Origin of the sequence: Nonomuraea sp. NPDC049421 (assembly GCF_040677005.1) — a bacterium.
GTDB lineage: Bacteria > Actinomycetota > Actinomycetes > Streptosporangiales > Streptosporangiaceae > Nonomuraea > Nonomuraea salmonea.
Map to the genome: position 1 here is coordinate 88,960 of NZ_JBFAQA010000001.1, position 24,102 is coordinate 113,061.

General features: G+C 72.7%; 23 protein-coding genes. 14 read left to right on the forward strand and 9 right to left on the reverse strand.

Annotation, left to right across the window (positions count from 1 at the left end; all coding sequences use genetic code 11):
* Positions 1–359 precede the first annotated feature (359 nt).
* The 5 genes from AB0K18_RS00335 to AB0K18_RS00355 all read left to right on the forward strand — a co-directional run bounded on the left by AB0K18_RS00335 (position 360) and on the right by AB0K18_RS00355 (position 7,292).
* On the forward strand, positions 360–2,789 hold the full coding sequence (locus AB0K18_RS00335) for a glycoside hydrolase family 3 N-terminal domain-containing protein (protein ID WP_364907694.1): 2,430 nt from the start codon (positions 360–362) through the stop codon (positions 2,787–2,789).
* Positions 2,786–3,772: an ABC transporter permease subunit gene (locus AB0K18_RS00340; RefSeq protein WP_364907697.1), complete on the forward strand. Its 987-nt coding sequence runs from the start codon at positions 2,786–2,788 to the stop codon at positions 3,770–3,772. The genes AB0K18_RS00335 and AB0K18_RS00340 overlap by 4 nt, the downstream gene beginning before the upstream one ends.
* On the forward strand, positions 3,769–4,647 hold the full coding sequence (locus AB0K18_RS00345; protein ID WP_364907700.1) for a carbohydrate ABC transporter permease: 879 nt from the start codon (positions 3,769–3,771) through the stop codon (positions 4,645–4,647). Before AB0K18_RS00340 ends, AB0K18_RS00345 begins: the two co-directional genes overlap by 4 nt.
* 49 nt (positions 4,648–4,696) lie before the next feature.
* On the forward strand, positions 4,697–6,340 hold the full coding sequence (locus AB0K18_RS00350) for an extracellular solute-binding protein (RefSeq protein ID WP_364907703.1): 1,644 nt from the start codon (positions 4,697–4,699) through the stop codon (positions 6,338–6,340).
* Between the two features lie 262 nt (positions 6,341–6,602).
* Entirely contained in the window at positions 6,603–7,292 is a 690-nt protein-coding gene (locus tag AB0K18_RS00355) for a DUF624 domain-containing protein (protein WP_364907706.1), read from the forward strand.
* Between the two features lie 66 nt (positions 7,293–7,358).
* Here AB0K18_RS00355 and AB0K18_RS00360 read toward each other — a convergent pair whose 3' ends face one another.
* From AB0K18_RS00360 to AB0K18_RS00370, 3 genes are read right to left on the reverse strand one after another with little or no spacing between them, the layout of a single operon-like run.
* Positions 7,359–9,380 (reverse strand): alpha-glucuronidase, encoded by a 2,022-nt coding sequence (locus tag AB0K18_RS00360; RefSeq protein WP_364907708.1) that lies wholly within the window; start codon positions 9,378–9,380, stop codon positions 7,359–7,361.
* Between the two features lie 59 nt (positions 9,381–9,439).
* Entirely contained in the window at positions 9,440–9,874 is a 435-nt protein-coding gene (locus AB0K18_RS00365; protein WP_364909146.1) for a beta-1,3-glucanase family protein, read from the reverse strand.
* A gap of 34 nt (positions 9,875–9,908) precedes the next feature.
* Positions 9,909–10,514: a hypothetical protein gene (locus AB0K18_RS00370; RefSeq protein WP_364907711.1), complete on the reverse strand. Its 606-nt coding sequence runs from the start codon at positions 10,512–10,514 to the stop codon at positions 9,909–9,911.
* Between the two features lie 236 nt (positions 10,515–10,750).
* Here AB0K18_RS00370 and AB0K18_RS00375 point away from each other — a divergent pair, with 236 nt between their 5' ends.
* Positions 10,751–11,761, forward strand: a complete 1,011-nt coding sequence (locus AB0K18_RS00375; RefSeq protein ID WP_364907714.1) for a LacI family DNA-binding transcriptional regulator — start codon at positions 10,751–10,753, stop codon at positions 11,759–11,761.
* Here the strand turns inward: AB0K18_RS00375 and AB0K18_RS00380 are convergent.
* The 3 genes from AB0K18_RS00380 to AB0K18_RS00390 are packed head-to-tail and all read right to left on the reverse strand — an operon-like array spanning position 11,758 to position 13,858.
* Positions 11,758–13,032 (reverse strand): cytochrome P450, encoded by a 1,275-nt coding sequence (locus AB0K18_RS00380; RefSeq protein WP_364907716.1) that lies wholly within the window; start codon positions 13,030–13,032, stop codon positions 11,758–11,760. The genes AB0K18_RS00375 and AB0K18_RS00380 overlap by 4 nt on opposite strands.
* Before the next feature lie 2 nt (positions 13,033–13,034).
* Positions 13,035–13,235 (reverse strand): ferredoxin, encoded by a 201-nt coding sequence (locus tag AB0K18_RS00385; protein WP_364558955.1) that lies wholly within the window; start codon positions 13,233–13,235, stop codon positions 13,035–13,037.
* Entirely contained in the window at positions 13,232–13,858 is a 627-nt protein-coding gene (locus tag AB0K18_RS00390) for a TetR/AcrR family transcriptional regulator (protein ID WP_364558958.1), read from the reverse strand. The genes AB0K18_RS00385 and AB0K18_RS00390 overlap by 4 nt, the downstream gene beginning before the upstream one ends.
* Before the next feature lie 211 nt (positions 13,859–14,069).
* Here AB0K18_RS00390 and AB0K18_RS00395 point away from each other — a divergent pair, with 211 nt between their 5' ends.
* Positions 14,070–15,098, forward strand: a complete 1,029-nt coding sequence (locus AB0K18_RS00395) for a TerC/Alx family metal homeostasis membrane protein (RefSeq protein ID WP_364907719.1) — start codon at positions 14,070–14,072, stop codon at positions 15,096–15,098.
* A gap of 18 nt (positions 15,099–15,116) precedes the next feature.
* Here AB0K18_RS00395 and AB0K18_RS00400 read toward each other — a convergent pair whose 3' ends face one another.
* The gene (locus AB0K18_RS00400) at positions 15,117–15,662 is read right to left on the reverse strand and encodes an NUDIX domain-containing protein (protein WP_364907722.1); all 546 of its coding nucleotides are present in this window, start codon (positions 15,660–15,662) and stop codon (positions 15,117–15,119) included.
* Between the two features lie 183 nt (positions 15,663–15,845).
* On the opposite strand from AB0K18_RS00400, the gene AB0K18_RS00405 reads away from it, so the two are divergent.
* Both AB0K18_RS00405 and AB0K18_RS00410 read left to right on the forward strand, forming a co-directional pair.
* Entirely contained in the window at positions 15,846–16,484 is a 639-nt protein-coding gene (locus AB0K18_RS00405) for a sigma-70 family RNA polymerase sigma factor (protein ID WP_364907724.1), read from the forward strand.
* An 80-nt stretch (positions 16,485–16,564) separates the two neighbouring features.
* The gene (locus tag AB0K18_RS00410) at positions 16,565–16,804 is read left to right on the forward strand and encodes a zf-HC2 domain-containing protein (protein ID WP_345400157.1); all 240 of its coding nucleotides are present in this window, start codon (positions 16,565–16,567) and stop codon (positions 16,802–16,804) included.
* On the opposite strand, the gene AB0K18_RS00415 is transcribed toward AB0K18_RS00410, so the two are convergent.
* Positions 16,801–17,067: a zf-HC2 domain-containing protein gene (locus AB0K18_RS00415; RefSeq protein ID WP_364907727.1), complete on the reverse strand. Its 267-nt coding sequence runs from the start codon at positions 17,065–17,067 to the stop codon at positions 16,801–16,803. The genes AB0K18_RS00410 and AB0K18_RS00415 overlap by 4 nt on opposite strands.
* Positions 17,068–17,178: 111 nt before the next feature.
* Here AB0K18_RS00415 and egtA point away from each other — a divergent pair, with 111 nt between their 5' ends.
* Genes egtA through egtE form a run of 5 tightly spaced genes read left to right on the forward strand, consistent with a single transcriptional unit; the run spans position 17,179 to position 22,557 of the window.
* Positions 17,179–18,366: an ergothioneine biosynthesis glutamate--cysteine ligase EgtA gene (egtA, locus tag AB0K18_RS00420; protein WP_364907730.1), complete on the forward strand. Its 1,188-nt coding sequence runs from the start codon at positions 17,179–17,181 to the stop codon at positions 18,364–18,366.
* Positions 18,363–19,652, forward strand: coding sequence for an ergothioneine biosynthesis protein EgtB (gene egtB, locus AB0K18_RS00425; RefSeq protein WP_364907733.1), 1,290 nt, complete (start codon positions 18,363–18,365; stop codon positions 19,650–19,652). Before egtA ends, egtB begins: the two co-directional genes overlap by 4 nt.
* A gap of 1 nt (position 19,653) precedes the next feature.
* Positions 19,654–20,361 carry an ergothioneine biosynthesis protein EgtC gene (egtC, locus tag AB0K18_RS00430; RefSeq protein WP_364907735.1) on the forward strand — a complete coding sequence of 236 codons (708 nt, stop codon included), beginning with the start codon at positions 19,654–19,656 and terminating at the stop codon, positions 20,359–20,361.
* A gap of 19 nt (positions 20,362–20,380) precedes the next feature.
* Positions 20,381–21,361 (forward strand): L-histidine N(alpha)-methyltransferase, encoded by a 981-nt coding sequence (gene egtD, locus AB0K18_RS00435; protein WP_364907738.1) that lies wholly within the window; start codon positions 20,381–20,383, stop codon positions 21,359–21,361.
* Positions 21,358–22,557 (forward strand): ergothioneine biosynthesis PLP-dependent enzyme EgtE, encoded by a 1,200-nt coding sequence (gene egtE / locus AB0K18_RS00440; RefSeq protein WP_364907740.1) that lies wholly within the window; start codon positions 21,358–21,360, stop codon positions 22,555–22,557. Before egtD ends, egtE begins: the two co-directional genes overlap by 4 nt.
* On the opposite strand, the gene AB0K18_RS00445 is transcribed toward egtE, so the two are convergent.
* Positions 22,538–24,043, reverse strand: coding sequence for a hypothetical protein (locus AB0K18_RS00445; RefSeq protein WP_364907743.1), 1,506 nt, complete (start codon positions 24,041–24,043; stop codon positions 22,538–22,540). The two genes, egtE and AB0K18_RS00445, sit on opposite strands and share 20 nt — an antisense overlap.
* Between the last annotated feature and the right edge of the window lie 59 nt (positions 24,044–24,102).

Consider the following 24,102-nt stretch of genomic DNA (forward strand, 5'->3'; position numbering starts at 1 on the left):
GACGGATAAGAGGGGTGGTTGTAACCTTTCTGTCAAAACGGGCGGTCAGGAGTGGGGCCGTGGTCGCGCGGGATCGCCCCTAGCGAGGTGCCCTTCGCTCCCTTTGCCTTTCCGAAAGTTTCGGGCAACTTGTTGCCGGATGAAGCCGTCGCGACGCCCGGAGCTCGTCAGGCGCGATAACCGGCTGGACCGGCAACGCAGCAGTTGGCGGCACTCTTGACACGATTCAACTAGCCCCCTTATGTTGCCGCAATATTAACCGGAACTGCTTGAAACTTTCGGCGTCACTCTCGCGTAACACCCCCCCCGCTAGCGCTCGCGGGACGGCGCCGGCACAAGGGCATGGGCGAAGGGACGGCATGAGGGGCCACGAACCAGATGACACGCGCTCGGCGGAGCCCGGCGAGCGCGAGCGGTGGCGGGACACGCGGTTGACCCCCGCCCAGCGGGCCGAGGCCCTCATCCCTCTGATGACGCTGGAAGAGAAGGTGGCCCAGCTCGTCGGGGTGTGGGTCGGCGCCGACGCCTCGGGGGGCGGCGTCGCCCCGCACCAGACCGACATGGGCGGCGGCCCCGAGTGGCCCGACGCCATCAGGCAGGGCCTGGGCCAGCTGACCAGGCCGTTCGGCACCGCGCCGGTGGACCCGGTGGCGGGCGCGCGCTCGCTGGCGGCCTCGCAGCAGGAGATCGTGCGGGCCAGCAGGTTCGGCATCCCGGCGCAGGTCCACGAGGAGTGCCTGACGGGCTTCGCGGCGTGGCGGGCGACGGTCTACCCGGCGCCGCTGAGCTGGGGCGCCTCGTTCGACCCCGAGCTGGTCGAGCAGGTGGCGGCCAGGATCGGCCGCTCGATGCGCGCGGCGGGCATCCACCAGGGCCTCGCGCCGGTGGTGGACGTGACCAGGGACTACCGCTGGGGACGCACCGAGGAGACGATCGGCGAGGACCCGTACCTGGTGGGTACGGTCGGCGCCGCCTACGTCCGCGGCCTGGAGGGCGCCGGCCTGGTGGCCACGCTCAAGCACTTCGCCGGCTACTCCGCCTCCAGGGGAGGCAGGAACCTCGCGCCGGTCCCGATGGGCGCCAGGGAGCTGGGGGACGTGGTGCTGCCGCCGTTCGAGATGGCGCTGCGGCTCGGCGGGGCGCGTTCGGTGATGAACTCGTACGCCGAGATCGACGGCGTCCCGGTCGCGGCCGACGAGAGCCTGCTCACCGGGCTGCTGCGGGACGAGTGGGGCTTCGACGGCACGGTGGTCGCCGACTACTTCGCCGTCCGGTTCCTTGAGCGGCTGCACGGCGTGGCCGCCGACGGCGGGCAGGCGGCGGGGCTCGCGCTGCGGGCGGGCATCGACGTGGAGCTGCCGACGGTGGACACGTTCGGCGCCCCGCTGGTGGACGCGGTCAAGGCGGGCGCCGTGGACGAGGCGCTGATCGACCGGGCGCTGCGCCGCGTGCTGACGCAGAAGGCGGAGCTCGGCCTGCTCGACCCTGACTGGCAGCCGCTGCCCGGCCCGGCCGACGAGGTGCGGCTGGACGACGAGGAGAGCCAGGAGCTGGCGCTGCGGCTGGCGCGCGAGGCGATCGTGCTGCTGCGCAATGACGACGCCGTCCTGCCCCTGCGAGCAGGGCAAACCGAGCAAGCGGCGGGCCAGGCCGGACAGGCGGCGGGGCAGGCCGGACAGGCCGCGGGGCAGCGGGTGGCGCTGGTCGGGCCGGTGGCCGACGATCCGATGGCGATGCTCGGCTGCTACGCCTTCCCCGCGCACGTCGGCCCGCACCCCGAGCACGGGCTGGGCCTGGAGATCCCGTCCCTGCGCGAGGCGCTCGCCGGGCTGGTGCCCGATCTCGCCTACGCCCCCGGCTGCGACATCAGCGGCGCCGACACCTCCGGCATCGCCGAGGCGGTGGCGCTGGCCGAGGACAGCGACGTGTGCGTGGTGGCGGTCGGCGACCGGGCCGGGCTGTTCGGGCGCGGCACGTCGGGCGAGGGCTGCGACGCCACCGACCTGCGGCTGCCCGGCGTGCAGGCGGAGCTGGTCCAGGCGGTGCTGGCCACCGGTACGCCGGTCGTGCTGGTGCTGCTCGCGGGCCGCCCGTACGCGCTGGGTGAGGAGACGGACGCGGCCAAGGCCGTGCTGTTCGGCTTCTTCCCCGGCCAGCGCGGCGGCCAGGCGCTGGCCGAGGTGCTGACCGGCGCGGTGAACCCGACCGGCCGCCTGCCGGTCAGTGTGCCGCGCGACGCGGGCGGGCTGCCCGCCACCTACCTCGCGCCGCCGCTCGGCCGCCGCACCCAGGTGTCGTCGGTGGACCCGACGCCCGCCTACCCGTTCGGCCACGGCCTGGGCTACACCACGTACGAGTGGAGCGAGGCCCGCGTCGCCGGCGGCGTCACGGACTGGCCGGTGGACGGCGAGGTGCAGGTCGAGGTCACCGTGCGCAACAGCGGCGACCGGGCCGGCGCCGAGGTCGTCCAGCTCTACCTGCACGACCCCGTGGCGCAGACCACCAGGCCCGTGGTCCGCCTGATCGGTTACGCGCGCGTCCCGCTGGAGGCGGGGGAGAGCGCGCGGGTGAGCTTCACCGTGCCGGCCGACGTGACGTCCTTCACCGGGACGCACGGCCGGCGCATCGTCGAGCCGGGCGACGTCGAGCTGCGGCTCGGCCGCTCGTGCGCCGAGACCGTGGCGACCCTGCCGCTGCGCCTCACCGGCGACGTACGCGACATCGGCCACGGCCGCCGGCTCCAGGCGCCGGCGCAGATCGATCGCAACCCCCCGGAGGGCCGAGGATGAGCACACCCGACACGCTGAGTCCGGCCAGGCCGCAGCCGGCCAAGGCGAAACCCGCATCGGGCCGCCGCCGCCGCGAGAAGAACGGCTCGTGGCGGCGGGCGCTGCGGCGCGACTGGCAGCTCTACACGCTGGCGATCCTGCCCCTGCTGTTCTTCCTGATCTTCCGGTACGCGCCGATGATCGGCAATGTCATCGCGTTCAGGAAGTTCGAGCCGGGCGGCAGCATCTTCGGCGAGGAGTGGGTGGGCCTGCGCTACGTGAAGCTGTTCCTGAACGACCCCACGTTCTGGAACGTCTTCACCAACACCCTCGTCCTCGGCGCGCTGACGCTGATCTTCTGCTTCCCGCTGCCGATCGTGCTGGCGCTGCTGCTCAACGAGGTCAGGCGGCGCACGCTGAAGCGGTTCCTGCAGTCGGTGACATACCTGCCGCACTTCCTGTCGATGGTGATCGTGGCCGGTCTGGTCATGCAGATCACCGCGCTGGACGGGCCGATCAACGCCTTCCTCGACTTCGTGGGCAGCGAGAAGGTCTCCTTCATGCAGGACCCCGACTGGTTCAGGACGATCTACGTCGGCTCGGAGGTCTGGCAGACGGTCGGGTGGGGCACGATCCTCTACCTCGCCGCGCTGACCACCATCGACGACCAGCTCTACGAGGCGGCCAGGATCGACGGCGCCGGCCGCATGCGGCAGATCTGGCACGTGACGCTGCCCGGCATCCGGCCCACGGCGGTCACGCTGCTGATCCTCAACATCGGCACGTTCATGGCGGTGGGCTTCGAGAAGGTCTTCCTGCTCTACAACCCGCTGACCTATCCGACGGCCGACGTCATCTCGACGTACCTGTACCGGATGGGCCTCGAGGCCAGCAACTTCAGTTACGCGGCGGCGATCGGCCTGTTCGAGGCGCTGGTCGGCCTGGTGCTGATCCTCTCGGCCAATGTGATCTCCCGTCGCACAGTTGGGACGAGCCTGTGGTGACTACGCACGACCTGACCCGGGGCTACCGCGTCTTCCAGTGGTTCAACGCTCTCATCCTGACCGTCGTCGTGATCGTGACGCTCTATCCGTTCGTCAACATCCTGGCGCGCTCGTTCAGCAGCCAGAGCGCGATCAGCGCGGGCGAGGTGAACCTGCTGCCCAAGGGGTTCAACCTGACGACGTACAAGATCGTCGCCTCTGACCCGATGTTCTGGACGAACTACCGCAACACGATCGTCTACACGGTCGTCGCGACGTTCATCGCGATCGTGATGACCACCTGTTACGCGTACGTGCTGTCCAAGAAACACCTCAAGGGCCGGACGTTCCTCATCGGCGTCGCGGTCTTCACCATGTTCTTCACCGGCGGCCTGATCCCCAACTACGTGCTGATCACCAGCCTCGGCATGAAGAACTCGATCTGGGCCATCGTGCTGCCCAACGCGATCAGCGTGTTCAACCTCCTGGTCATGAAGGCGTTCTTCGAGAACCTGCCCCAGGACCTGGAGGAGGCCGCCGCGATCGACGGCCTGAACACGTACGGCATCCTGTGGAAGATCGTGCTGCCGCTGTCGAAGGCGGTGCTCGCCACGATGATCCTGTTCTACGCGGTCTCGTTCTGGAACTCCTGGTTCCCCGCGTTCCTCTACATGAACGAGTCCGAGCTGTTCCCGGTCACCGTCTACCTGCGCAACCTCATCGCCGGCGCGACCGGCGCCGACTCCTACGGCGCCGCCGCGACCGAGGTGACCCAGGCGGCGGCCAACATCCAGGCGGTGACGATCGTGCTCACCGTCCTGCCCATCCTCCTGATCTACCCGTTCGTCCAGCGGTACTTCGTCTCCGGCGTCATGCTCGGCGCGGTCAAGGGCTGACGTGCCCGCCCCCTCTACCCAGCAGAATCACGGGAAAGGATTCCCCCCCATGCGCGACATCTCGCGGCGTCAGGCGATCATCGGTCTCGGTGCCTTCGCCTCCCTCGCCCTGACGGCCTGCGGCAGCGACAGCGAGACCCCGGCGAAGGGCGCGGAAACGGCGGCCAACAAGGCGGGCTCGATGGCGGGCTTCGCCGTCGGCCAGCAGTTCAAGGCCACCGAACCGGTGTCGTTCAGCATGCTCTACAACAACCATCCGTTCTACCCGCTCAAGAACGACTGGCTGTTCTGGCAGGAGCTCACCAAGCGCACGAACGTCACCGTCCAGCCGACGACCGTGCCGCTCAGCGACTACGAGAAGAAGCGCAGCCTGATCATCGGCGCCGGCGACGCCCCGCTGATCATCCCGAAGACGTACCACCCGCAGGAGGAGGCGTTCGTCTCCTCCGGCGCGATCCTGCCGGTCAGCGAGTACTTCGACCTCATGCCGAACTTCCAGGACAAGGTCGCCAAGTGGCAGCTCCAGCCGGAGCTCAACTCGATCATGCAGTCGGACGGCCGCATCTACCTGCTGCCCGGCCTGCACGAGGCGGCCTGGGCCGACTACTCCTTCGCGGTGCGCACCGACATCCTGGAGAAGCTCAAGCTCGAGGTCCCGAAGACGCTCGACGACTTCTACAACATGCTCAAAGCCATGAAGGCGGAGTACCCCGACCTCTACCCGATGACGGACCGGTGGGGCGTGCCGACGCCGGGCGGCAACCTGATCAAGCTGATCGCCCAGGCGTACGGCAGCAAGGGCGGCTGGGAGTACCAGCACGCCACGTTCGACCAGGCGCAGGGCAAGTTCGTCTACACCGGCGTCATGCCGGGCTACAAGCAGACGATCGAGTACCTGAACAAGCTGGTCAAGGAGAAGCTGCTCGACCCCGAGAGCTTCACCCAGCAGGACGACGCGGCCAAGCAGAAGTTCGTCTCCGGCAAGTCGTTCGTGATCAGCACCAACGCGCAGTCGCTCATCAACGACTACCGTGGCCCGCTGATCGAGAACATCCCCGACGCGAAGATCGTCAAGATCCCGGTCCCGGTCGGCCCCATCGGCGAGTACAAGATCGCCACCCGGCTGGAGAACGGCATCATGATCTCCAAGAAGGCCGTGGAGAACAAGAACTTCGTCGCCATGATGCAGTTCATCGACTGGCTCTGGTACTCCGACGCCGGCCAGGAGTTCGCCAAGTGGGGCGTCGAGGGCGTCACCTTCACCAAGGAGTCCGGCAAGTACAAGCTCGCCGAGGACGTCGACTATGTCGGGCTCAACGCCGGCGCGCCCAAGCACCTGCAGAAGGACTTCGGCTTCGGCAACGGCGTCTTCGCCTACGGCGGCGCCACCCAGCTCCTGCAGTCCACGTTCTCGGATGAGGAGATCGAGTTCCAGAACGTGATGAACGCCAGGAAGCCCTGGCCGGTCGAGCCCCCCGCGCCGCTCACCGAGGAGGAGCGCGAGCAGGCCTCCCTGTGGGAGACGCCGCTGAAGGACCACGTCACCCAGAACACGCTCAAGTTCATCCTCGGCCAGCGCGACCTCAGCGAGTGGGACGCCTACGTCAAGGAGGTCGAGGGCAAGGGCGCCACCCAGTACGTCACCCTGGTCAACGGCGCGTACGAGCGGTTCAAGAAGGAGCACGGCAGCTGACCTCCCCGCGTGGCCGGGCCGTCCCCACCGCACCAGGACGGCCCGGCCACCCCCGCGCCCGCCCCCGGACGGCCCGGCCACCCCCGCGCCCGCCCCCGGACGGGCCGGCCACCCCCGCGCCCGCCCCCGGACGGGCCGGCCACCCCCGCGCCCGCCCCCGGACGGGCCGGTGACCCGCGCGCTCATACCCGGCCGCCCACGCGCCCATAACCGGACGGATCGGTATCCTCCGGGAAAGTCACACCTCGGAGGAGCACACGCGATGAGCGACCTGACGACCTCGCGGAAGTTCGGCACCGGCCCGCTGTCGCGCGGCTCCGCGCTGATCTACACGCTGCTGATCGTCGAGCTGCTCGTCCTGCTCACCGCCGTCCCAGGACTGGTGGCGCTGGTGCTGCTCGACCGCGACGCCAGTAACGTCCCGCTGATGGCGGCCTGCCTGCTGCCCGCGGGCCCCGCGCTCTCGGCCGCCCTCTACGCCCTGCGCCACCGCAGCGGCGACCTCACCGAGCTGAGCCCGGCCACCGCGTTCTGGCGCGGCTACAGGCTCAACTTCGGCGCCGCGCTCAAGATCTGGGTGCCGTGGCTGCTCGTGCTGGCCCTGGCCGGCACCAACCTGGCCAACTTCGCCGCCGCGGGGGTGCCCGGCTGGTGGGGCGCCCTGCTGATCGTGCTCGCCGCCGGCGGCACGCTGTGGGTGGCCAACGCGCTGGTCATCACCTCGCTGTTCGCCTTCAGGGCGGTGGACGTCGCCAAGCTCGCGGCGTACGCGCTTGGCCGCTTCCCCGCCGCCACCCTCGCCAACGCCTGCCTGCTCATCGTGGCGGGCGGCGTCGTGCTGGTCGCGTCGGAGGCGGTGCTGGCGCTGCTGGCCTCGGTGCTCACCGCGACGCTCCTGTGGAACAGCCGCGCCATGATCACCGAGGTGCGGCAGCGCTTCACCCGGACCTAGTGGCCCGGACCTAGTGGCCCGGACCTAGTGGCCCGGACCTAGTGGCCCGGACCTAGTGGCCCGGACCTAGTGGATCGTCCTGCCGTGCGCGTCGGGCACGCCCGACTTGCGGAAGAAGTAGGTGTTGATCTGGTCGCGCCACTCCTCCGCCGAGCGCACCTGCTCGTCGAGCCGCTCGCGTACGCGGGCGTACAGCGCGGGATCCACCACGTCGTCGCCCTCCAGCTTCGCCCACAGCGCCCTGATCTCGGCGGCCTCCTCGGCGCCGGCGAAGTGGGTGTCGTAGATGTGCTGGATGACCGTGGTGCCGCTCTGCAGCACGTGCTCGTACGGCACGTGGTGGAAGAAGAGCAGCAGTTCGTCGGGGCACTCCGCGAGTGACTCGTACACCTGCGACCACGGCGCCGGGTACTGGCCGGTGTAGCCGGTGCCGGTCGCCTTGGTGCGGTCGACGCCGACGCCGTCGCGGTCGGCGAAGTGGTAGGTGCCCCACGGCGTGTACTCGTAGCCGTCCACGTCGGGGCCGTAGTGGTGGCCGGGCCTGACCATGAAGCCGACGCCCAGCGGCGCGGTGTAGCGCTCGTACGTCTGCCACGAGCCGTCCATCATGCCGTGCAGCGTCTCCCGCAGCCCCTCGCCGCCCTCGGGGAACGTGAGCCCGATCCACTCGTCCAGGATCGCCGCGGGGCCGAGGCCGGGACTCCAGGCCAGGCGGCCGAAGGCGTACAGGTTGGCCTGGGCCAGCGGGTGTCCCGTCCAGTAGGGGTCGTCGCCCACGTTCGACACCGCGACGAGCCCGCCGCTCGTCGCCACGTCCGCCACCGCCCGCTCGCCGGGACCCCAGAAGCGGAACCCGAGCACCTCGCTCCACATCGGCGCGAGATAGCAGACGTGCCGCTGCTGGCCGGTGTACTCCTGCGTCACCTGCAGCTCCACCGCGAGCTTCGTGGCCGGCATGGCGGCGATCACCGGGGAGATCGGCTCGCGCGTCTGGAAGTCGATCGGGCCGTACTTCACCTGGAGGATCGCGTTGTCCCTGAACCGGCCGTCGAGCGGCGAGAAGTGGTCGTGGGCGGCGCGGGCGCGGTCGGTCCTGCGGTCGCGCCAGTCCTGGCGGTGGTCGTAGACGAACGCCCGCCAGTGCACCACGCCGCCGTGCGGGGCGAGGGCGTCGGCCAGCACGTTCGCGCCGTCGGCGTGGTCACGCCCGTACGCGAACGGCCCCGGCTGGCCCTCCGAGTCGGCCTTGACCACGTAGCCGCCGAAGTCGGGGATCGTCTCGTAGACCCGCTCGGTCGTCCGCGCCCACCACGCGCGCACGTCCTCCTCCACCGGGTTGGCCGTCTCCAGGCCGCCGAGCACGATGGGGGAGGCGAAGCTGACCGACAGGTGCACGCGGATGCCGTACGCGCGGAACTCCGCCGCCAGCGCGGCCACCTCGCCGAGCCGGTCGGTCAGCAGGCGGGCCTCGGTGGCGTGCACGTTGACGTTGTTGACCGCGACCGCGTTGACGCCGGTGGCCGCCAGCAGCCGGGCGTAGGCGCGGACCCGGGTCAGGTCCTCGCGCAGGACGCCGTCCCGCCAGAAGATCGAGCCGCCGGAGTAGCCGCGCTCCACCTGGCCCATCACGGGGTGCACGTCGATGTTGTCCCAGTGGTCGAGCATGCGCCTGGCCAGGGCGGGCCGGTGCGTCTCGGCCGGGCGGTCGCCCTCGAACGCCGCCTCGCCCAGCCTGACCACCGCGAAGAACCCGTACAGCAGGCCCGCCGGCTGATCCGCCAGCACCACCGTCACGCCGCCGGAGCGGGCCAGCAGGAAGCCCTCAGAGCCCAGCTCGGGGCCCTTGACCGCCTGCGCGGCCGCGGGCAGCGAGCCGTCGGAGGTCAGCGCGAGCACGAGGTCGTACGGCTCGCCCGGCGTGGCCACGGCACCGCCGTGCCGCTCGCAGGCGTCCGCCACCTCGGCCCGGACGGTCCGCGCGACCTCCGAGGCGTCGGCGAGCACGAGCACGCGGCGCGCGCCGAGCGCACGGAACGCCTCGGGGGGCAGCCAGGCCGGATGGACGGCATCGACATGGGGAACGGTCACGGGGGGCTCCTTAGGTCAAACTCCAAGGAGCGAATCTATCGCCGCCCCGCGAACCGCCCTCAGGCAGCGTCGTTGAAGGGCGTCAGCCGGAGCCTGATCGCTGTGGGCGCGGTGTCCTCGATGTAGGTGGAGCCGTCGGCCACGTCGTCGTAGGGGTAGCCGTACGCCTTGCCGCTGCGGGTGTTGGCGTGCAGGACGCGGGCGTAGTGGTTGGTGAGCGAGTTGCGGTAGTACTGCGACCGGTCGGTGACCGGCTGGTCGGGGTTGCTGAGCAGGGTCGTGCGGTTGAACGCGGCCCCGGGGATCGCCGCGATCGGCCCCGAGTTCCCCTCGGAGTGCAGGGCGCCGTTGCAGTAGGACACGTCGCGGGTGCTCGGCCTGGCGAACGAGCGGATGCCCTTGTCGAAGACGAACTGCCCGGGCGAAGACCTGGGTGCCGATGGCCTGGTCGGTGCCGACGACGTACAGCCAGATCTGGTTGTCGGCGTAGTGATGGCGCACTGTCAAGGCCGCGTGCGGAGTCCCGGTCTACCTGCCGGCGGCCGGTGCCGGCTGGTGGCCCTGGACCAGGCCGGACGGGGCTTGGGTGCGCCACGGGCGCGGAGTCCTGGGCGGGCGGCGGCCGGCGACCAGGGGCGGCGTCTCTGGGGCCAGCACCGAGACCTCGCGGGGCGACGTACGGGCCGCACGCGGCGGCACCGCCTCGCCCTCGCGCGACCGCGGCCGGGCGGAGCCGCCGTCCCGCGTGGACGGCTTCGGTGCGGTGGTGGCGGGGGAGGAGGGCCCCGACGTGATCGCGCCGATACGCGGGCCGCTTGTCGGGCTGCCGGTCGGGCTGCCGGTCGGGGCGCTCGTCGGGGCGCCGCTCTGGCCGTCGCTCGGGGCGCCGCTGGGGGCGCCGCTGGGGGCGCTGGTCGGGGTGGCGATCGGGCGGGGGCTGAGGGCGGACAGCGGGCGCCCGCCGCGCGCGTCCTCCTCGTACGGGAACGTCAGCGGATCGAGCGTCGGCGAGCTGCCCGGGACGCCGATCAGCACCCCGGCCACCGCCAGCTGCAGCACGCCTGCCAGCAACGCCGAGACGCCCAGCACCCGCCGCCGCCGCGCACCGGCCGGACCGGGCCGCTCGCTCAGCACGGCGTACGCGTTCGTGCCATCAGTGTCCTCCGGGGGGTGGGGGGACGAACGGGTTTCTCGATCTAGGCACGAAAGATGATCGCGGTCAAGCGGGACGAACGACCCAGGGGGCGTTCCGAGGTGCTGCGCTATGATCGCACCGACGACGGGCTCGCGACCTGGAACGATCCGCACCGGCCCGGACACGTCGTTCAGGTCGCGGTTCAGGTCGCGCCGCTCACGGGACACGAGGAACGATGTCGAGCATCAAAGAGGTCGCCCGGCTCGCCGGGGTGTCCGTAGGCACCGTGAGCAACGTGCTCAACCGGCCCGACCTGGTCGCCCCCGACACCAGGCGCCGGGTGCAGGCGGCCATCGAGCGGCTCGGCTACGTCCGCAACGGCTCGGCCCGCCAGCTCCGCGCCGGCCGCAGCCGCACCATCGGGGTGGTCGCGCTCGACCTCGGCAACCCGTTCTTCATCGACGTCCTGCGCGGCGTCGAGACCGCGGCCCAGCAGTCCGACCTCACGGTCATGGTGTTCAACAGCAACAAGGACGCCTCCAGGGAGGCGGGGCTGCTCGACACGTTCGAGGAGCAGCGGCCGCTCGGCGTGCTGATCACGCCGGTCAACGACAGCCGCGAGGAGGAGCGGCTGGGCAGGCTCGTCGCGCGCGGCATCCCCGTGGTGCGCTTCGACAGCTCGGCCGGCCACGGCAACGGCTGCTCCGTCGCCGTGGATGACGTGCTCGGCGGGCGCCTGGCGGGCAACCACTTACGCGCGGCAGGCCATCGCCACATCGCCTTCGCCGGCGGCCCGTTCACCGTCCGCCAGGTGCGGGAGCGGCGCGACGGGCTGGCCGCCGCGCTCGGCCCCGGCGACACGCTCACCGAGATCCCGCTGCCCGACCTGACGGTCGCCACCGGCCGCACGGTCGGCCAGGAGATCGCCGCCCGGCCGCCCGCCGACCGGCCCACGGCGGTGTTCTGCGCCAACGACCTGGTCGCGATCGGCGTCCTGCAGGAGATGACGCTGCGCGGGCTGAAGGTCCCCGACGACCTGGCGATCATCGGCTACGACGACATCGACTTCGCCGCGGCGGCCGCAGTGCCGCTGTCGTCCGTCCGCCAGCCGCGCGAGCAGATCGGCCGCACGGCCGCCATGCTGCTGCTGGAGGAGGCCAACCGGCCGGGCGAGCACGAGCACCGCCAGGTCATCTTCCAGCCCGACCTGATGGCCCGCGCCTCCACGGCCGCGACCGCGCGCTAGCCACCGCCCAGGCGGAGTGGGAGTGTGCGGGGGCCGCGTACCTGGCCGGTGGACCACGTCACCGCTGCCGGGTCGGCCAGTTCGAACGACGGGATGCGGGCCAGCCACACCTCCAGCGCGACCCGCAGCTCCATGCGGGCCAGGTGGGAGCCGACGCAGCGGTGGATGCCGAGGCCGAAGGCGGCGTGCCGGTTCGCCTCGCGGTCGATGACCACCTCGCCGGCCCGCTCGAACTGGGCCGGGTCGCGGTTGCCCGAGGGGAACGACAGCAGCACCCAGTCGTCGGCCCGCATGCGCACGCCGTTCCAGGTCATGTCCTCCTTGACCAGCCTGGCCATGGTGACCGGCGCGTACGCCCGCAGGAGCTCCTCCATCGCGGTCGGCAGCAGCGCGGGCTCGGCGACCAGCCGCTCGCGGTCGGCCGGCGTCCTCGCGAGGTGCCACAGCGAGGCGCCGATCGCGCTCCACGTCGTGTCGATGCCCGCGATGAGCAGCAGCGCCATCGTGCCGGCGACGTGCGCGGCCTCCAGCTTCTGCCCGCCCAGCTCGGCGTTCACCAGGTAGGTGGTCAGGTCGTCGCGCGGGTGGTCGACGTGGTCGCGGATCTGGTCGAGCAGGTAGTCGTAGAGTTCGTCCAGGGCCGCCGTACGCTCCTCGGCCGGCTTGTTGACGCCTTCGAGCACGTTCTCGATGAAGCGCCGGAACCGGGGCCCGTCCTCGGGCGGGAAACCCAGCATGTCGGCGATCACCCGGACCGGGATGTGCTGGGCGTAGTCGCGGGCGGCGTCCACGACCGGCAGGCCCTCCAGGGTGTCCACGAGCGCGTGGCAGTAGGCGCGCGTCGCGGCCTCCCGCCGGGCCACCGCCGACTTGGTGAACGCCGGCAGCAGCAGCTTCCTCGCGTGGTGGTGGAACGGCGGGTCGGACGAGATCGGCGGCGAGTCGCCCATCGGGGCCAGCTCGCGCGGCGGCCGGATGTTGCCCATGATGATCGCGCGCGAGGAGAACCGCTCGGTGTCGTAGGCGACGGCGGCCACGTCCGCGTAACGGGTCGGCAGCCAGCCGCCGCCGAACCGCTCCGTGCGGGCGATCGGGCAGCGCTCGCGCAGGTCGTCCAGGATCGGGTACGGGTCGGCCGCCCACTCGGGCTCCAGGTGGGAGAAGTCGGTCGCCCAGTCGGCGACCGGGCCGGTGACGATCTCGCTCCGCGTGCCCTCCGGCACCTCGGACGCCTCCTGCGGGCCCGCCGTGAAGCGGTCGTCCACGGTCATCGTCAGGATCCCTCACCGGTGTCGATGGCGTGCTCGGGGCAGTTGGAGACGGCCAGGCGGGCCGCCCGCTCCTGCCCCGGCGCCACCAGGCCGTCGCCGAGCACCGTGCCGTAGCCCTCGCCGTCCTCGCCGAACAGCTCGGGCGCGAGGTCGTAGCAGCGGCCGTGGCCCTGGCAGCGCTCCGGGTCGATGTGCAGTTTCACGGGGTGGCCTCCGTCTGTGGTGTCGGGTCGGTGGAGCCGGTCGGTGCGAGGGCGGCGATGATGCGGACGAGCAGCGCCGTCCACTCCTCGTCGTCCACGGGATGCAGGTCGGAGGTGACGAGCGCGCTGCCCATCGCGAGCAGGGTGCAGAAGTGGGCGAACGCGTCGGCGGAGACGCCGGGGTCGATCTCGCCGTCGGCCTGCGCCACGCGTACGAGGTCGGCGATCCAGCCCGCCCGCTCGCCGAGGTAGTCGCGCATCGAGGCGGCCACGTCGTCGTCCCTGCGGGCGGCGACCAGCGCCTCCACGATGAGGTTGCCCTGCGCGTCGCGGCGGCGCGGCAGTCCGCGTCCCAGGGCGAGCAGCAGGTCGGTGGCCGACCTGTCGGGGTCGGCGGCGAACAGCCCGGCCAGCATGCGCCGCCCGTGCGCGCGCAGCGCGGCCACCATCAGGTCGGCCTTCGAGCCGAAGTGGGCGTACAGGGCGCCGTTGCTCACGCCGGCCGCGGCGGAGATGTCGGCCACGCGGGTGCCGTCGTAGCCGCGCTCGGCGAAGGCGTCGGCGGCGGCGCGCAGCAGGCGCTCACGGGTCTCGGCGGCGGTCACTCCGGGGATGCGTCCCATGAACGAATTTAAAAAGTCGTTCATTTGCCGCGTCAAGTGCACCGGGGCCGGGGGTGGCCCGGGGTCCTGATCTCATCTACGCTGAACGCGGCGAGGGGAGTACTTCGCAAGAGCCGGCCCGGTCAGTACGGACGTCCGCGCGTCCCCGGGCGGCCACCCCCAGGGTGAAGGAGACCTCGAACGGGAGAAGTACGTTCGAGGGAGGTTTCCCATGTCCGCGGGGTTGTTCTCGCATGCCGTCGAGCTGCGCACCATCGCCTCACCGGCCCTATGGTCGATCACGGTGGCGGCCCTGGTGCTGCTGCTGGCGCTCGATCTCCTGCTGACCCGAAGGCCGCGCGAGGAGAGCGTGCGCGCGGCGGCCGGCTGGTCGGTGTTCTACCTGCTGCTGCCCGTGCTCTTCGGCTTCTACCTGTGGGCCGATCACGGGGGCGGCGTGGCGGTGGAGTTCTTCACCGGGTTCGTGGTGGAGAAGTCGCTGTCGGTCGACAACCTGTTCGTGTTCATGCTGCTGCTGGCCGCCTTCGCGGTGCCGTCCGGGCTGGCCAGGCAGGTGCTGCTGTACGGCATCGTCGGCGCCCTCGTCCTGCGCGCGATCTTCATCGGGCTCGGCGCCGCCGCGCTGCAGAGCGGCACGTGGGCGTTCCTGCTGTTCGGCGGGATCCTCATCCTGACCGCCGGCAAGATCGTCAAGGACGTGATGGCGGGGGAGCAGCAGGAGGTGGACATCTCCTCCATGCGCACGGTCCGGCTGGTACGCCGGTTCGTCCCCGTCACCGCCGACTACCGGGGCTCGCGCCTGGTCGTCCGGGAGAAGGGGCGCATGGCGCTGACCCCGCTCGCGCTGGCCGCGGTCGCCATCCTGGCCACCGACATCGTCTTCGCCGTGGACTCGGTGCCCGCGGTGTACGGCGTCACCGAGGACCCTTTCCTGGTGTTCGCCACCAACGCGTTCGCCCTGCTCGGCCTGCGCGCGCTGTACTTCGTGCTGCAGGGCGTGCTGGCCAAGCTGCGCCACCTCAACCACGGGCTGGCCGTCATCCTGGCCTTCATCGGGGTCAAGCTGATCCTGCACTGGGCGCACGGCGTCTGGCCCGGCGTGCCGGACATCCCGACGCCGCTCTCGCTCGGCGTCATCGTCTGCGTCCTGGCCACGGTCACCGCGACCAGCCTGCTCGCCAACCGCCGAGAACGGCGGCGCGCGCCGGAACCGCTCGAAGAGGCCGAGCGGCACGCATAGTGGGCGGTTGATCGCCGCTCAGTGGGCGGCGCGGGCCTGGAGGAGGCCGGCGAGGAAGTGCAGCAGGGCCGCCGAGGTGGTGGCGGAGGTGATGGCCTGCTCCTCGATGAGCCCCTGCACGCGCAGCATCGGCACCCACTCGGCCCGCTCGCGCTCCTCGTCGTCGCCCTTCTCCGGGCCGCCGGGCAGCTCGGTGGCCTGGTGGGCGGCGAATACGACGTGCTCACAGTCGGCGACGTCGCCGGCCGGCCTGGTGCGGATCAGCGGCACCAGGGGGCCGGGCCGCCAGCCCGTCTGCTCCTCGACGTGGCGGGCCGCCGCCTCCTCCGGCTCCTCGCCCGGGCCGACGTCGCCGAGCGGGATCTCCCAGCCGCGGGTGTCGGTGATGGGGCTGCGCCGCCACAGCAGCAGCACCCGCCCGTCGTGGAAGACGACCGCGCCGGCCGCCTGCGGCGTCCTGATGAAGGGCCGCTCGACGCGCTCACCACCGCTCAGCTCGACGTCGGCGACCCCGAGGCCGACCCCGTTCGCCGCGTAGAGCAATCGCTCCGACCGCCGTCGCATGGGATTCTCCTCACCGCTCACCGCTCCTGTCCCCACTCTCCTCGACGATACGCACCGGCAGGGCTAGAGCCGGGCGCTCGGGGGAAACGTCAGTGGGGGAGGCTACCCTGGGCTGCGCCGTTTCGCGGAGGGGCGGCACGGGGGTCCGGGGCGTCCCGGCGTCCGACCGGAGGGGAAGCGATCGTGGGGTCATGCGCAGGCGGAGGGCTGCCACCTGACGAGGTCGTCGTCACGGCCCTGCGCGCCGGCGACGAGGCGATGTTCGCGGTGCTGCTCGACACCTGGTCACGGGGCATGCTCCGGGTCGCCAGGTCCTATGTGTCCACCGACCACTCGGCGGAGGAGGTCGTCCAGGACACGTGGCTGGCCGTCATCGACGGCATCGACAAGTTCGAGCAGCGGTCGTCGATCAAGACGTGGGTCTACCGCATCCTCGTCAACACCGCGAAGAAGCGCGGGGTGCGGGAGAGCCGCACGCTGCCGTGGAGCACGTTCGGGGCCGACGGCGAGCCCTACGAGCCTGGGGCGTTCGGGCCCGGGCCGCTGCCCGGCGGCTGGGGCGAGCCGGGCTGGTGGCCGACGCCCGAGGGCGAGGCGCTGGCCGCCGAGGTGCGCACGCTGATCGCGGAGGCCCTGGCGCGGCTGCCGCCGCGGCAGCGGGTGGTCATCACGTTGCGCGACGTCGAGGGGTGCACCTCCGACGAGGTCTGCGAGATTCTGGAGATCTCCGCGGCCAACCAGCGGGTGCTGCTGCATCGCGCCCGCACGGCCGTACGCGGCTGGCTGGCCGACTACTACGACTCGGTCAAGCAACCGGAATGACGTCGCCTGTCCCATCTGGCGCGAAGAGCGGCGACAATGAAGTGAAGCGGTTCATCTCAATGACAAGGGCGGTCCACGTCGTGAAGCGGTTCACCTGCGACGAGCTGGCGGAACTCCTCACCGCCTACCTTGACGGGGCCCTCGATCGGCTCGCCCGTGACGGCATCAAGGCCCATCTGGCCGGGTGCGAGTGGTGCGAGCGCTACTTCGAGCAGTTCCGCGCCACCATCAGAGCGCTCGGCGACCAGCCGCCGGAGAAGCTGTCGGCCGGGGTCCGCGACCGCCTCATGGTCGCCTTCCGCGAGCGCCGCGGCGTCTAGCGGGGGTTCGTTCGCGCTCGCGGAGCGAATCCGGCGTGCAGGGCGGCGAGCACGGCCGGGGTGAGCGCGCCGGCGCGCAGGCAGCCGAGCGCGGCGATCGTGGCGCGCAGCTGGTCGAGCCGGCGCGCGCAGCCGGGGCAGGCGTTCAGGTGCCGCATCACGGCGCGGTGCCGGGCCGGTGGGAGCGCCCCTTCCAAGTAGTCGGTCAGCGAGGCGAGCACGTGCTCGCACGTCCGCGTTCCTCCTCCTCGCCGTCGCTTCATGCCCATGTGACCTAGTTCTCGGCCCGCTTTATCCGTTACACCCCGATTTGTGCGTAACGTTCTCGCGCCTCGCGGATCTGTAGCTCCGTACTGACCGGCGAGGGGAGGACGATGATCGGTGTCACGGCCGAGAGCGCACCGTTGCGGGACGCCTCAGAGGTGGCCGACTTCGCGCGCAACAGCTTCCGTCCATCGGCGGGTGACCGCGTGGGCGTGGAGCTCGAGTTCCTGGTCTTCGACCGTACGGACGTCACGGGGCAGGTGCCGGTGTCCAGGGTCGAGCGGGCCCTGCCGGCGCGGCTGCCGGGCGGGAGCAAGGTGACGTTCGAACCCGGCGGCCAGCTCGAGCTGTCCGGGCCCGCGGGGTCGCTCCCGCTGATGCTGACCGCGCTGGCCGCCGACGTGGCGGCGGTCCGCGACGCCCTCGACGCCGAAGGGCTGGCGCTGGCCGGGGTCGGGCTCGACCCGGTGCGCCCCGCTCGCCGCCAGCTCACGCTCCCCAGGTACGACGCCATGGCGGAGTTCCTCGGCCGCCCGTACGGGGCGCTGATGATGTGCTCGACTGCCTCCATCCAGGTCAACCTGGACCTGGGGGACCGCCCCGCCGCTCGCTGGGAGCGTGCCCACGCGCTCGGCCCGATGCTGCTCGCCGCCTTCGCCAACTCGCCGCTGAGCGACGGACGGCCCAGCGGCTGGATGTCCGGCCGCCAGGCGGTCTGGGACAACCTCGACCCCACCAGGACCGCACCCGTCCCCAGGACCGGCGACCCCGCGGCCGACTGGGCGGAATACCTGCTCGACGCCCGACTCATGCTGGTACGCGAGGACGACGACCACTACCGCACGATCCGCGACGGCTCCACGTTCCGCGACTGGCTGGCCGGCGCCGGCCCCCGCCGCCCCACGGCCGAGGACCTCGCCTACCACGCCACCACCGTCTTCCCCCCGGTACGCCCCCGGGGCTGGCTGGAGATCCGCTACCTCGACGCGCAGCACCCGTCGGCCTGGCCGGTGTGCGCGTCGGTGACGTACGCGCTCGTCACCGACGACAGGGCGGCCGACACCGCGATGGCCGCCGTGGAGCCGCACCGGCAGGCGTGGCAGGCGGCGGCGCGGTGCGGGCTGGCGGACCCGCGCATCGGCCGGGCCGCCGAGACCTGCTTCAGGGCCGCGCTGGAGGCCCTGCCCCGGCTCGGCGCGGACGCCGCCCTGGCCGGCGCCGTGGCCGCGTTCGCCGACCGGCACGTGACGACCGGCCGCTCGCCGGCGGCCGACCTGACCCTCGAAGGACTGCTATGACCGACGCCAAGGAACGCATCGCCGCGCAACTCCTCGCGGTCCGCGACCGCTCGCTCGCCTACACCGAGGCCGACGACGACCTGCTCGTCCGCCAGCACTCCCCGCTGATGTCGCCGCTCGTCTGGGACCTCGCGCACGTGGGCAACTACGAGGAGCTGTGGGTGCTGCGGGCCGCCGGCGGCATCACGCCGCTGCGCCCCGAGATCGACGACATCTACGACGCGTTCAAGACCCCGCGCAAGGACCGCCCGAGCCTGCCCTTCCTGGGCCCCGCCGAGGCCCGCCGCTACATCGAGGGCGTGCGCGGGCGCGTGCTCGACGTGCTGGACGCCATCGACCTGGACGACCCCAGCCCGCTCAACCGCGACGGCTTCGTCTTCGGCCTGGTCATCCAGCACGAGCACCAGCACGACGAGACCATGCTGGCCACCCTGCAGCTGTCCGGGCAGCCCGGCCTCGTCCAGGACGGCGAGCTGCCCAAGGGACGCGCGGGCGGGCCCGACGAGGTGCACGTCCCGGCCGGGCCGTTCCTCATGGGCACCGACACGCTCCCCTGGGCCTACGACAACGAGCGCCCCGCCACCTGGGTGGACCTGCCCGGCTACTGGATCGACCGGCTGCCCGTCGGAAACCGCGCGTACGCCGACTTCATCGAGGACGGCGGCTACGACGACCCCCGCTGGTGGACCCCGGAGGGCTGGCACTGGCGGCAGACCAGCGGCGCCACCGGGCCGCTCTTCTGGACCAGGGACGGCGGCACCTGGTACCGCAACCGCTTCGGCCGCACCGAGCCGCTCCCCATGGACGAGCCCGTCCAGCACGTCTGCTGGTACGAGGCCGACGCCTACGCCCGCTGGGCGGGCAAGCGGCTGCCCACCGAGGCGGAGTGGGAGAAGGCGTGCGGGTGGGACCCGGAGCGGCGGCGCTCACGCCGCTACCCGTGGGGCGAGACCGAGCCCACGCCCGCCCTCGCGAACCTCGGCCACCGCGCCTCCCACCCCGCGCCGCTCGGCGCCTACCCGGGCGGGGCCTCGGCGTACGGGGTGGAGCAGATGGTGGGCGATGTGTGGGAGTGGACCGGGTCCTGGTTCAACGGCTACCCGGGGTTCCGCAGTTTTCCGTACAAGGAGTACAGCGAGGTGTTCTTCGGCGAGGAGTACCGGGTGCTGCGCGGCGGCTCGTGGGCGGCCGACCCGGCGGCGGTGCGGACCACGTTCAGGAACTGGGACTACCCGATCCGCCGGCAGATCTTCACCGGCTTCCGCTGCGCCAGGCCGGAGACCTGAGGTGTGCAGGCACGCCGCCTGGCTGGGCGCCGCACGGCCGCTCACCTCGCTCATCCACCAGCCGCCGCACGGGCTGCTCACCCAGTCGTACGCGCCGCGCCGGCAGCGGCACGGCACCATCAACGCGGACGGCTACGGCATGGGCTGGTACGACCCCGCCCGCGCCGAACCCGTCCGCTACCGGCGGTCCGTCCCCATGTGGACCGACGCCAACCTGACCGCGCTCGCCGAGATCGCCCGCTCGACCTGCCTGCTCGCGGCCGTCCGCTCGGCCACCGTGGGCATGCCGATCGAGGAGAGCGCCACCGCGCCGTTCGCCGACCGCAGGTGGCTGCTCAGCCACAACGGCCGGGTCGGCCGCGACGCGGTCAAGGACCTCGCCGACGGCGCCGAGTCCACCTGCGACGCCGCCTGGCTCGCCGCCGCCGTGTTCCAGTGCGGCAGGGCGGGGGCCGGGCTGGGCGAGGCGCTGGCCGACGTCGTCGTACGGGCGGGGGAGAAGGACCCCGCCGCCCGGCTCAACCTGCTCGCCTGCGACGGCGCGTCCATCGCCGCGACCGTCTGGGGCGACACCCTGTTCCATCACCGACTCCACGACGGCGTGCTGGTCGCCAGCGAGCCGCTCGACGACTCGCCCGGCTGGCAGGCCCTGCCCGACCGCGTCCTGCTGACCGTGTCAGGCGACGACGTCCAGGTCCAGCCGTTGTGAACCCACCTCAGGAGGCCTCGTGCCCGCCACCCAGTCAACCGTCCGCCTGATCAACCACCTCGACCGCGACTATCTGCGCCAGGCGCTCGAGACTGACGTCAGGAACGGCCTGACGGCCACGCCGAAGCAACTGCCGCCCAAGTGGTTCTACGACGCCAGGGGCAGCGAGCTGTTCTCGGAGATCACCCGGTTGCCCGAGTACTACCCGACCCGCCGCGAGCTGACGATCCTGCGGGCGCGGGCCAAGGACCTCGCCGCCGCCGGCCGCGCCGACACGCTGGTCGAGCTGGGCTCCGGCACCAGCGAGAAGACCGTGCTGCTGCTCGACGCGCTCGCCGCGGCCGGCACGCTGCGCGGCTACACGCCGGTGGACGTGGACGCCGTCACCCTGGAGAGCGCCGCCAGGCGGCTGGCCGCGCGCTATCCCGGGCTGGCCGTGCAGGCGGTGTGCGCCGACTTCGAGCGGCACCTGGCGCTGCTGCCCCGCGACGGGCGGCGGATGGTCGCCTTCCTCGGCGGCACCATCGGCAACCTCGAACCGGGGGCGCGGGCCGCGTTCCTCGCCGGGCTGCGCGAGACGCTGCGGCCGGGGGAGACGTTCCTGCTCGGGGCCGACCTGGTCAAGGACACCGGGCGGCTGGTGGCGGCGTACGACGACGCGGCCGGGGTGACGGCGGAGTTCAACAGGAACGTGCTGCGGGTCATCAACAGGGAGCTGGACGCCGACTTCGAGCCCGGGTCGTTCGCGCACGTCGCCCGCTACGACGAGGAGCACGACTGGATCGAGATGCGGCTGCGGGCCACGCGCGCCATGCGGGTGCGGGTCGGCGGGCTCGGCCTGAGCGTGGACTTCGCCGAAGGGGAGGAGATGCGCACGGAGATCAGCGCCAAGTTCCGCCTCGAAGGGCTGCGCGCCGAACTGGAGACGGCCGGCTTCACCCCGCTCCGCGACCACACCGACCCGGCCGGCGACTTCGCCCTGCTCCTGGCAGGGGCATGACGACAGGCCAGGCAGGGGAGGCGCGGGCCGGGCCGGTCGGGGAGCGCCGGTCGTCCGTCGGGGAGGTCTGGCGGGCGGGGCGGTCCGTGATGCCGGGCGGGCATCTTGACGCGGCGGGGTGCAACGTGCCCGGCGATCGGGTGCTCGACGCGATGGCCGCCCACCTGGCGCTGGAGCGCGAGCGCGGCGGGTACGGCGCCGTCCCCGACCTCACCGAGCCGCGGCGGGCGCTGGCCGCGCTGGTGGGGGCGGGGCCGCGGGACGTGGCGTTCATGGAGAGCGGCACGGCGGCGATGGCGGCCCTGCTCGGCGGCTGGCGGCTCGGCCCGGGCGCCCGGGTGGGGCGGGCCCGCACCGAGTACGGGAGCACGCTCATGCTCCTGCACCGCCTCGCGGAGCGGAACGGCTGGCGGCTGGTCGACCTGCCGGTCGGCGGCGACACCAGGATCGACCCCGGCGGGCTCAGGGCGGCGCTGGCGGCCGGGCTCGACCTGGTCGTCGTCTCCCACATCGCCTCCCACCGGGGCGTCGTGCAGCCGGTGGCCGAGCTGGGCGCGCTGTGCCGGGCCTTCGGGGTGCCGCTGGTGCTGGACGTCTGCCAGTCGCTCGGCCACGTGGACGTCCTGGGCGCCGGGGCCGCCGCGTACGTGGGGACGTCCAGGAAGTGGCTGGCGGGCCCGCGCGGCGTCGGCTTCCTCATCGCCCCCGGCCTGACCCCCGCCATGGACGCCCCGGCCCCCACCCTCAGCGGCCACACCTGGGACGACCCCGCCGAGGGCCCGGAGCCCGTGCCGGGCGCGGCCCGCTACGAGAGCTCGGAGGGCGTCATCGCGGCCCGCGCCGGGCTCGGCGCCGCCGTCATCGAACACCACGAGCTCGGCCCCGCCGCCGTCCACGAGCACCTGGCGGGACTGGGCCGCACGGCCCGCGAGCTCCTGGACGGCGCCGGCGGCTGGCGCGTCGCAGAACCCCTGGACGAGCCGTCCGCCCTGATCACCCTCCGCCCGCCACCCCACGACACGGTGGAAGGGGCCGCCGCCCGCGCCGCCGCCGCGTCCCTCCTGGTCGGCACGGTCCCCGTCGCCCGCGCCCCGCTGGACCTCCAGGAGCCGCTCCTCCGCGTCTCCCCGCCGCCGGGCACCTCGCTGGAGACCCTGGAGGCTCTCGCCGAGGTCCTCACGGAGCGTCGGGGGTGAGGAGCCGGTGCACGGCGGCGGTGACGCGGCGGGTGAAGGGAGAGGCGCTCGCCGGGCCGTGGAAGGGCTCCGTCGCGCCCTCCGTGACCGCCTCGATCGTCGCCAGGTCGGCGCCGGGATGGCAGAGCACGTCCGGGCCTGGGAGGCCCGCGAGCAGGAACTCGCCCTGGTCGGCCGGCGCCTCGGCCGGGTGGGCGGCGCGGCGGACGAAGCGGGGCCGGTCGGCCTCGTCCAGCCGGTAGACGCCGGGACCGCGGCCCGCCGTCACCCGTACCGGGGTCTCGCCGGACACCCGCAGCCGGATCGTGAACGGCCCGCCCTGCCGGGTCGCGCGCAGCAGGCTGAGCTGGTTGAACTCCTGCGGATCGGGCAGCCAGGTGACCCGCCCGCCGAGCAGCACGGTCAGGTGCGCGGCGGTGAACGGGGGCACGCCCATCGCCTGCTGGTTCGCCGCTGACACCTCGGTGGCCGCGTCGTACCGCCACCTGATCGCCGACAGGCGGACCCGCTCGGCCGGGGTCAGCAGCGCGCGCACGGTGAACAGGCCGGCCACGCCATAGCGGCGCCAGCCCCACACCGCGAGGCGTTCCGCGCACTCGATGAGCAGCGCCGCCGCCGGCAGCGGCCAGGGGCGCGACCAGTCGTGGCCGGCGCCGTCCAGCGGGCCCGCGCCCGACTCGGGGACGCCGGTGGCGGCGTGCGCGGGGCGGTCCACGTACACGGAGACGCCGCCCGCGCCGTCCGGCACGCTGAGCGCCGTGACCGCGCAGGGCAGGCCGTCCACGTACGCCGCCACCCGGTACGGCCCCAGCAGCCGCGCCGCGCGCCCCATGTCGTCCTCGCCCGACACCACGACCGTGCCGCGCCCGCCGCCCGCGCCGCCCGCCTGCACCACGACCCGCTCGGTGCCGACCGCTCGCCGCAGCTCGGCCAGGCCGGGCAGCCGCTCGACCGGCACGCTCCTGATCCGCGCCGCCGGCGGCACCCCGGCCGCGCGCAGCAGGTCGTCGAAGAGGTGCCTGGCCTCGATGGTGGCCCTGACGCCCGGGTCGACGGCCGCGATCGTGCCGCCGTGCGCCAGCTCCTGCAGCTGGGCGCCGGCGATGCAGGTGGCGACGACCGGCGGCCGGTCCAGCTTGACGAGCTGCCTGGCCGCGTCGTGGCGGACCCGGCGCAGCCAGCCGTGCCGCTCGGCCACCGACCGCACCCCGGTACGCTCCTCGGCCGACACCGTCACGCCGGGCAGCGCCGGGTCCCACGCCGCGTAGCAGCCGACGGCCAGCGCCGGCCGCAACGCCTCCACGGGCGCGGGGCCGGTGTAGCCGGTGCGGAGCACGGTGCCGTACCGGTCGATCGCGACCAGCGGCCGGCCGTCGAGCGCCGCCAGCAGTTCGGCATGCGCCACCTCGAACGCCGCATCCTTGGACGTCGCGCCCTCGTATGCCGCGCCCTCGTTCGTCGTGCCCTCGTATGCCGTCCCCTCCATGTGCCGCCTCCTCCCGCTCGCCGACCGGCCGTGGCAGAACGTCACCGTCCGCACTATTG

Excerpts from the sequence above, each read along its gene's own strand:
- egtE (WP_364907740.1), top strand. The coding sequence starts at position 21,358 with ATGACGACAGGCCAGGCAGGGGAGGCGCGGGCCGGGCCGGTCGGGGAG.
- AB0K18_RS00335 (WP_364907694.1), top strand. The coding sequence starts at position 360 with ATGAGGGGCCACGAACCAGATGACACGCGCTCGGCGGAGCCCGGCGAG.
- AB0K18_RS00445 (WP_364907743.1), bottom strand. The coding sequence starts at position 24,043 with ATGGAGGGGACGGCATACGAGGGCACGACGAACGAGGGCGCGGCATAC.
- AB0K18_RS00355 (WP_364907706.1), top strand. The coding sequence starts at position 6,603 with ATGAGCGACCTGACGACCTCGCGGAAGTTCGGCACCGGCCCGCTGTCG.
- AB0K18_RS00380 (WP_364907716.1), bottom strand. The coding sequence starts at position 13,032 with ATGACCGTGGACGACCGCTTCACGGCGGGCCCGCAGGAGGCGTCCGAG.
- AB0K18_RS00375 (WP_364907714.1), top strand. The coding sequence starts at position 10,751 with ATGTCGAGCATCAAAGAGGTCGCCCGGCTCGCCGGGGTGTCCGTAGGC.
- AB0K18_RS00400 (WP_364907722.1), bottom strand. The coding sequence starts at position 15,662 with ATGCGACGGCGGTCGGAGCGATTGCTCTACGCGGCGAACGGGGTCGGC.
- AB0K18_RS00390 (WP_364558958.1), bottom strand. The coding sequence starts at position 13,858 with ATGGGACGCATCCCCGGAGTGACCGCCGCCGAGACCCGTGAGCGCCTG.
- AB0K18_RS00350 (WP_364907703.1), top strand. The coding sequence starts at position 4,697 with ATGCGCGACATCTCGCGGCGTCAGGCGATCATCGGTCTCGGTGCCTTC.
- egtA (WP_364907730.1), top strand. The coding sequence starts at position 17,179 with ATGATCGGTGTCACGGCCGAGAGCGCACCGTTGCGGGACGCCTCAGAG.
- egtB (WP_364907733.1), top strand. The coding sequence starts at position 18,363 with ATGACCGACGCCAAGGAACGCATCGCCGCGCAACTCCTCGCGGTCCGC.
- AB0K18_RS00395 (WP_364907719.1), top strand. The coding sequence starts at position 14,070 with ATGTCCGCGGGGTTGTTCTCGCATGCCGTCGAGCTGCGCACCATCGCC.
- AB0K18_RS00415 (WP_364907727.1), bottom strand. The coding sequence starts at position 17,067 with ATGAAGCGACGGCGAGGAGGAGGAACGCGGACGTGCGAGCACGTGCTC.
- AB0K18_RS00340 (WP_364907697.1), top strand. The coding sequence starts at position 2,786 with ATGAGCACACCCGACACGCTGAGTCCGGCCAGGCCGCAGCCGGCCAAG.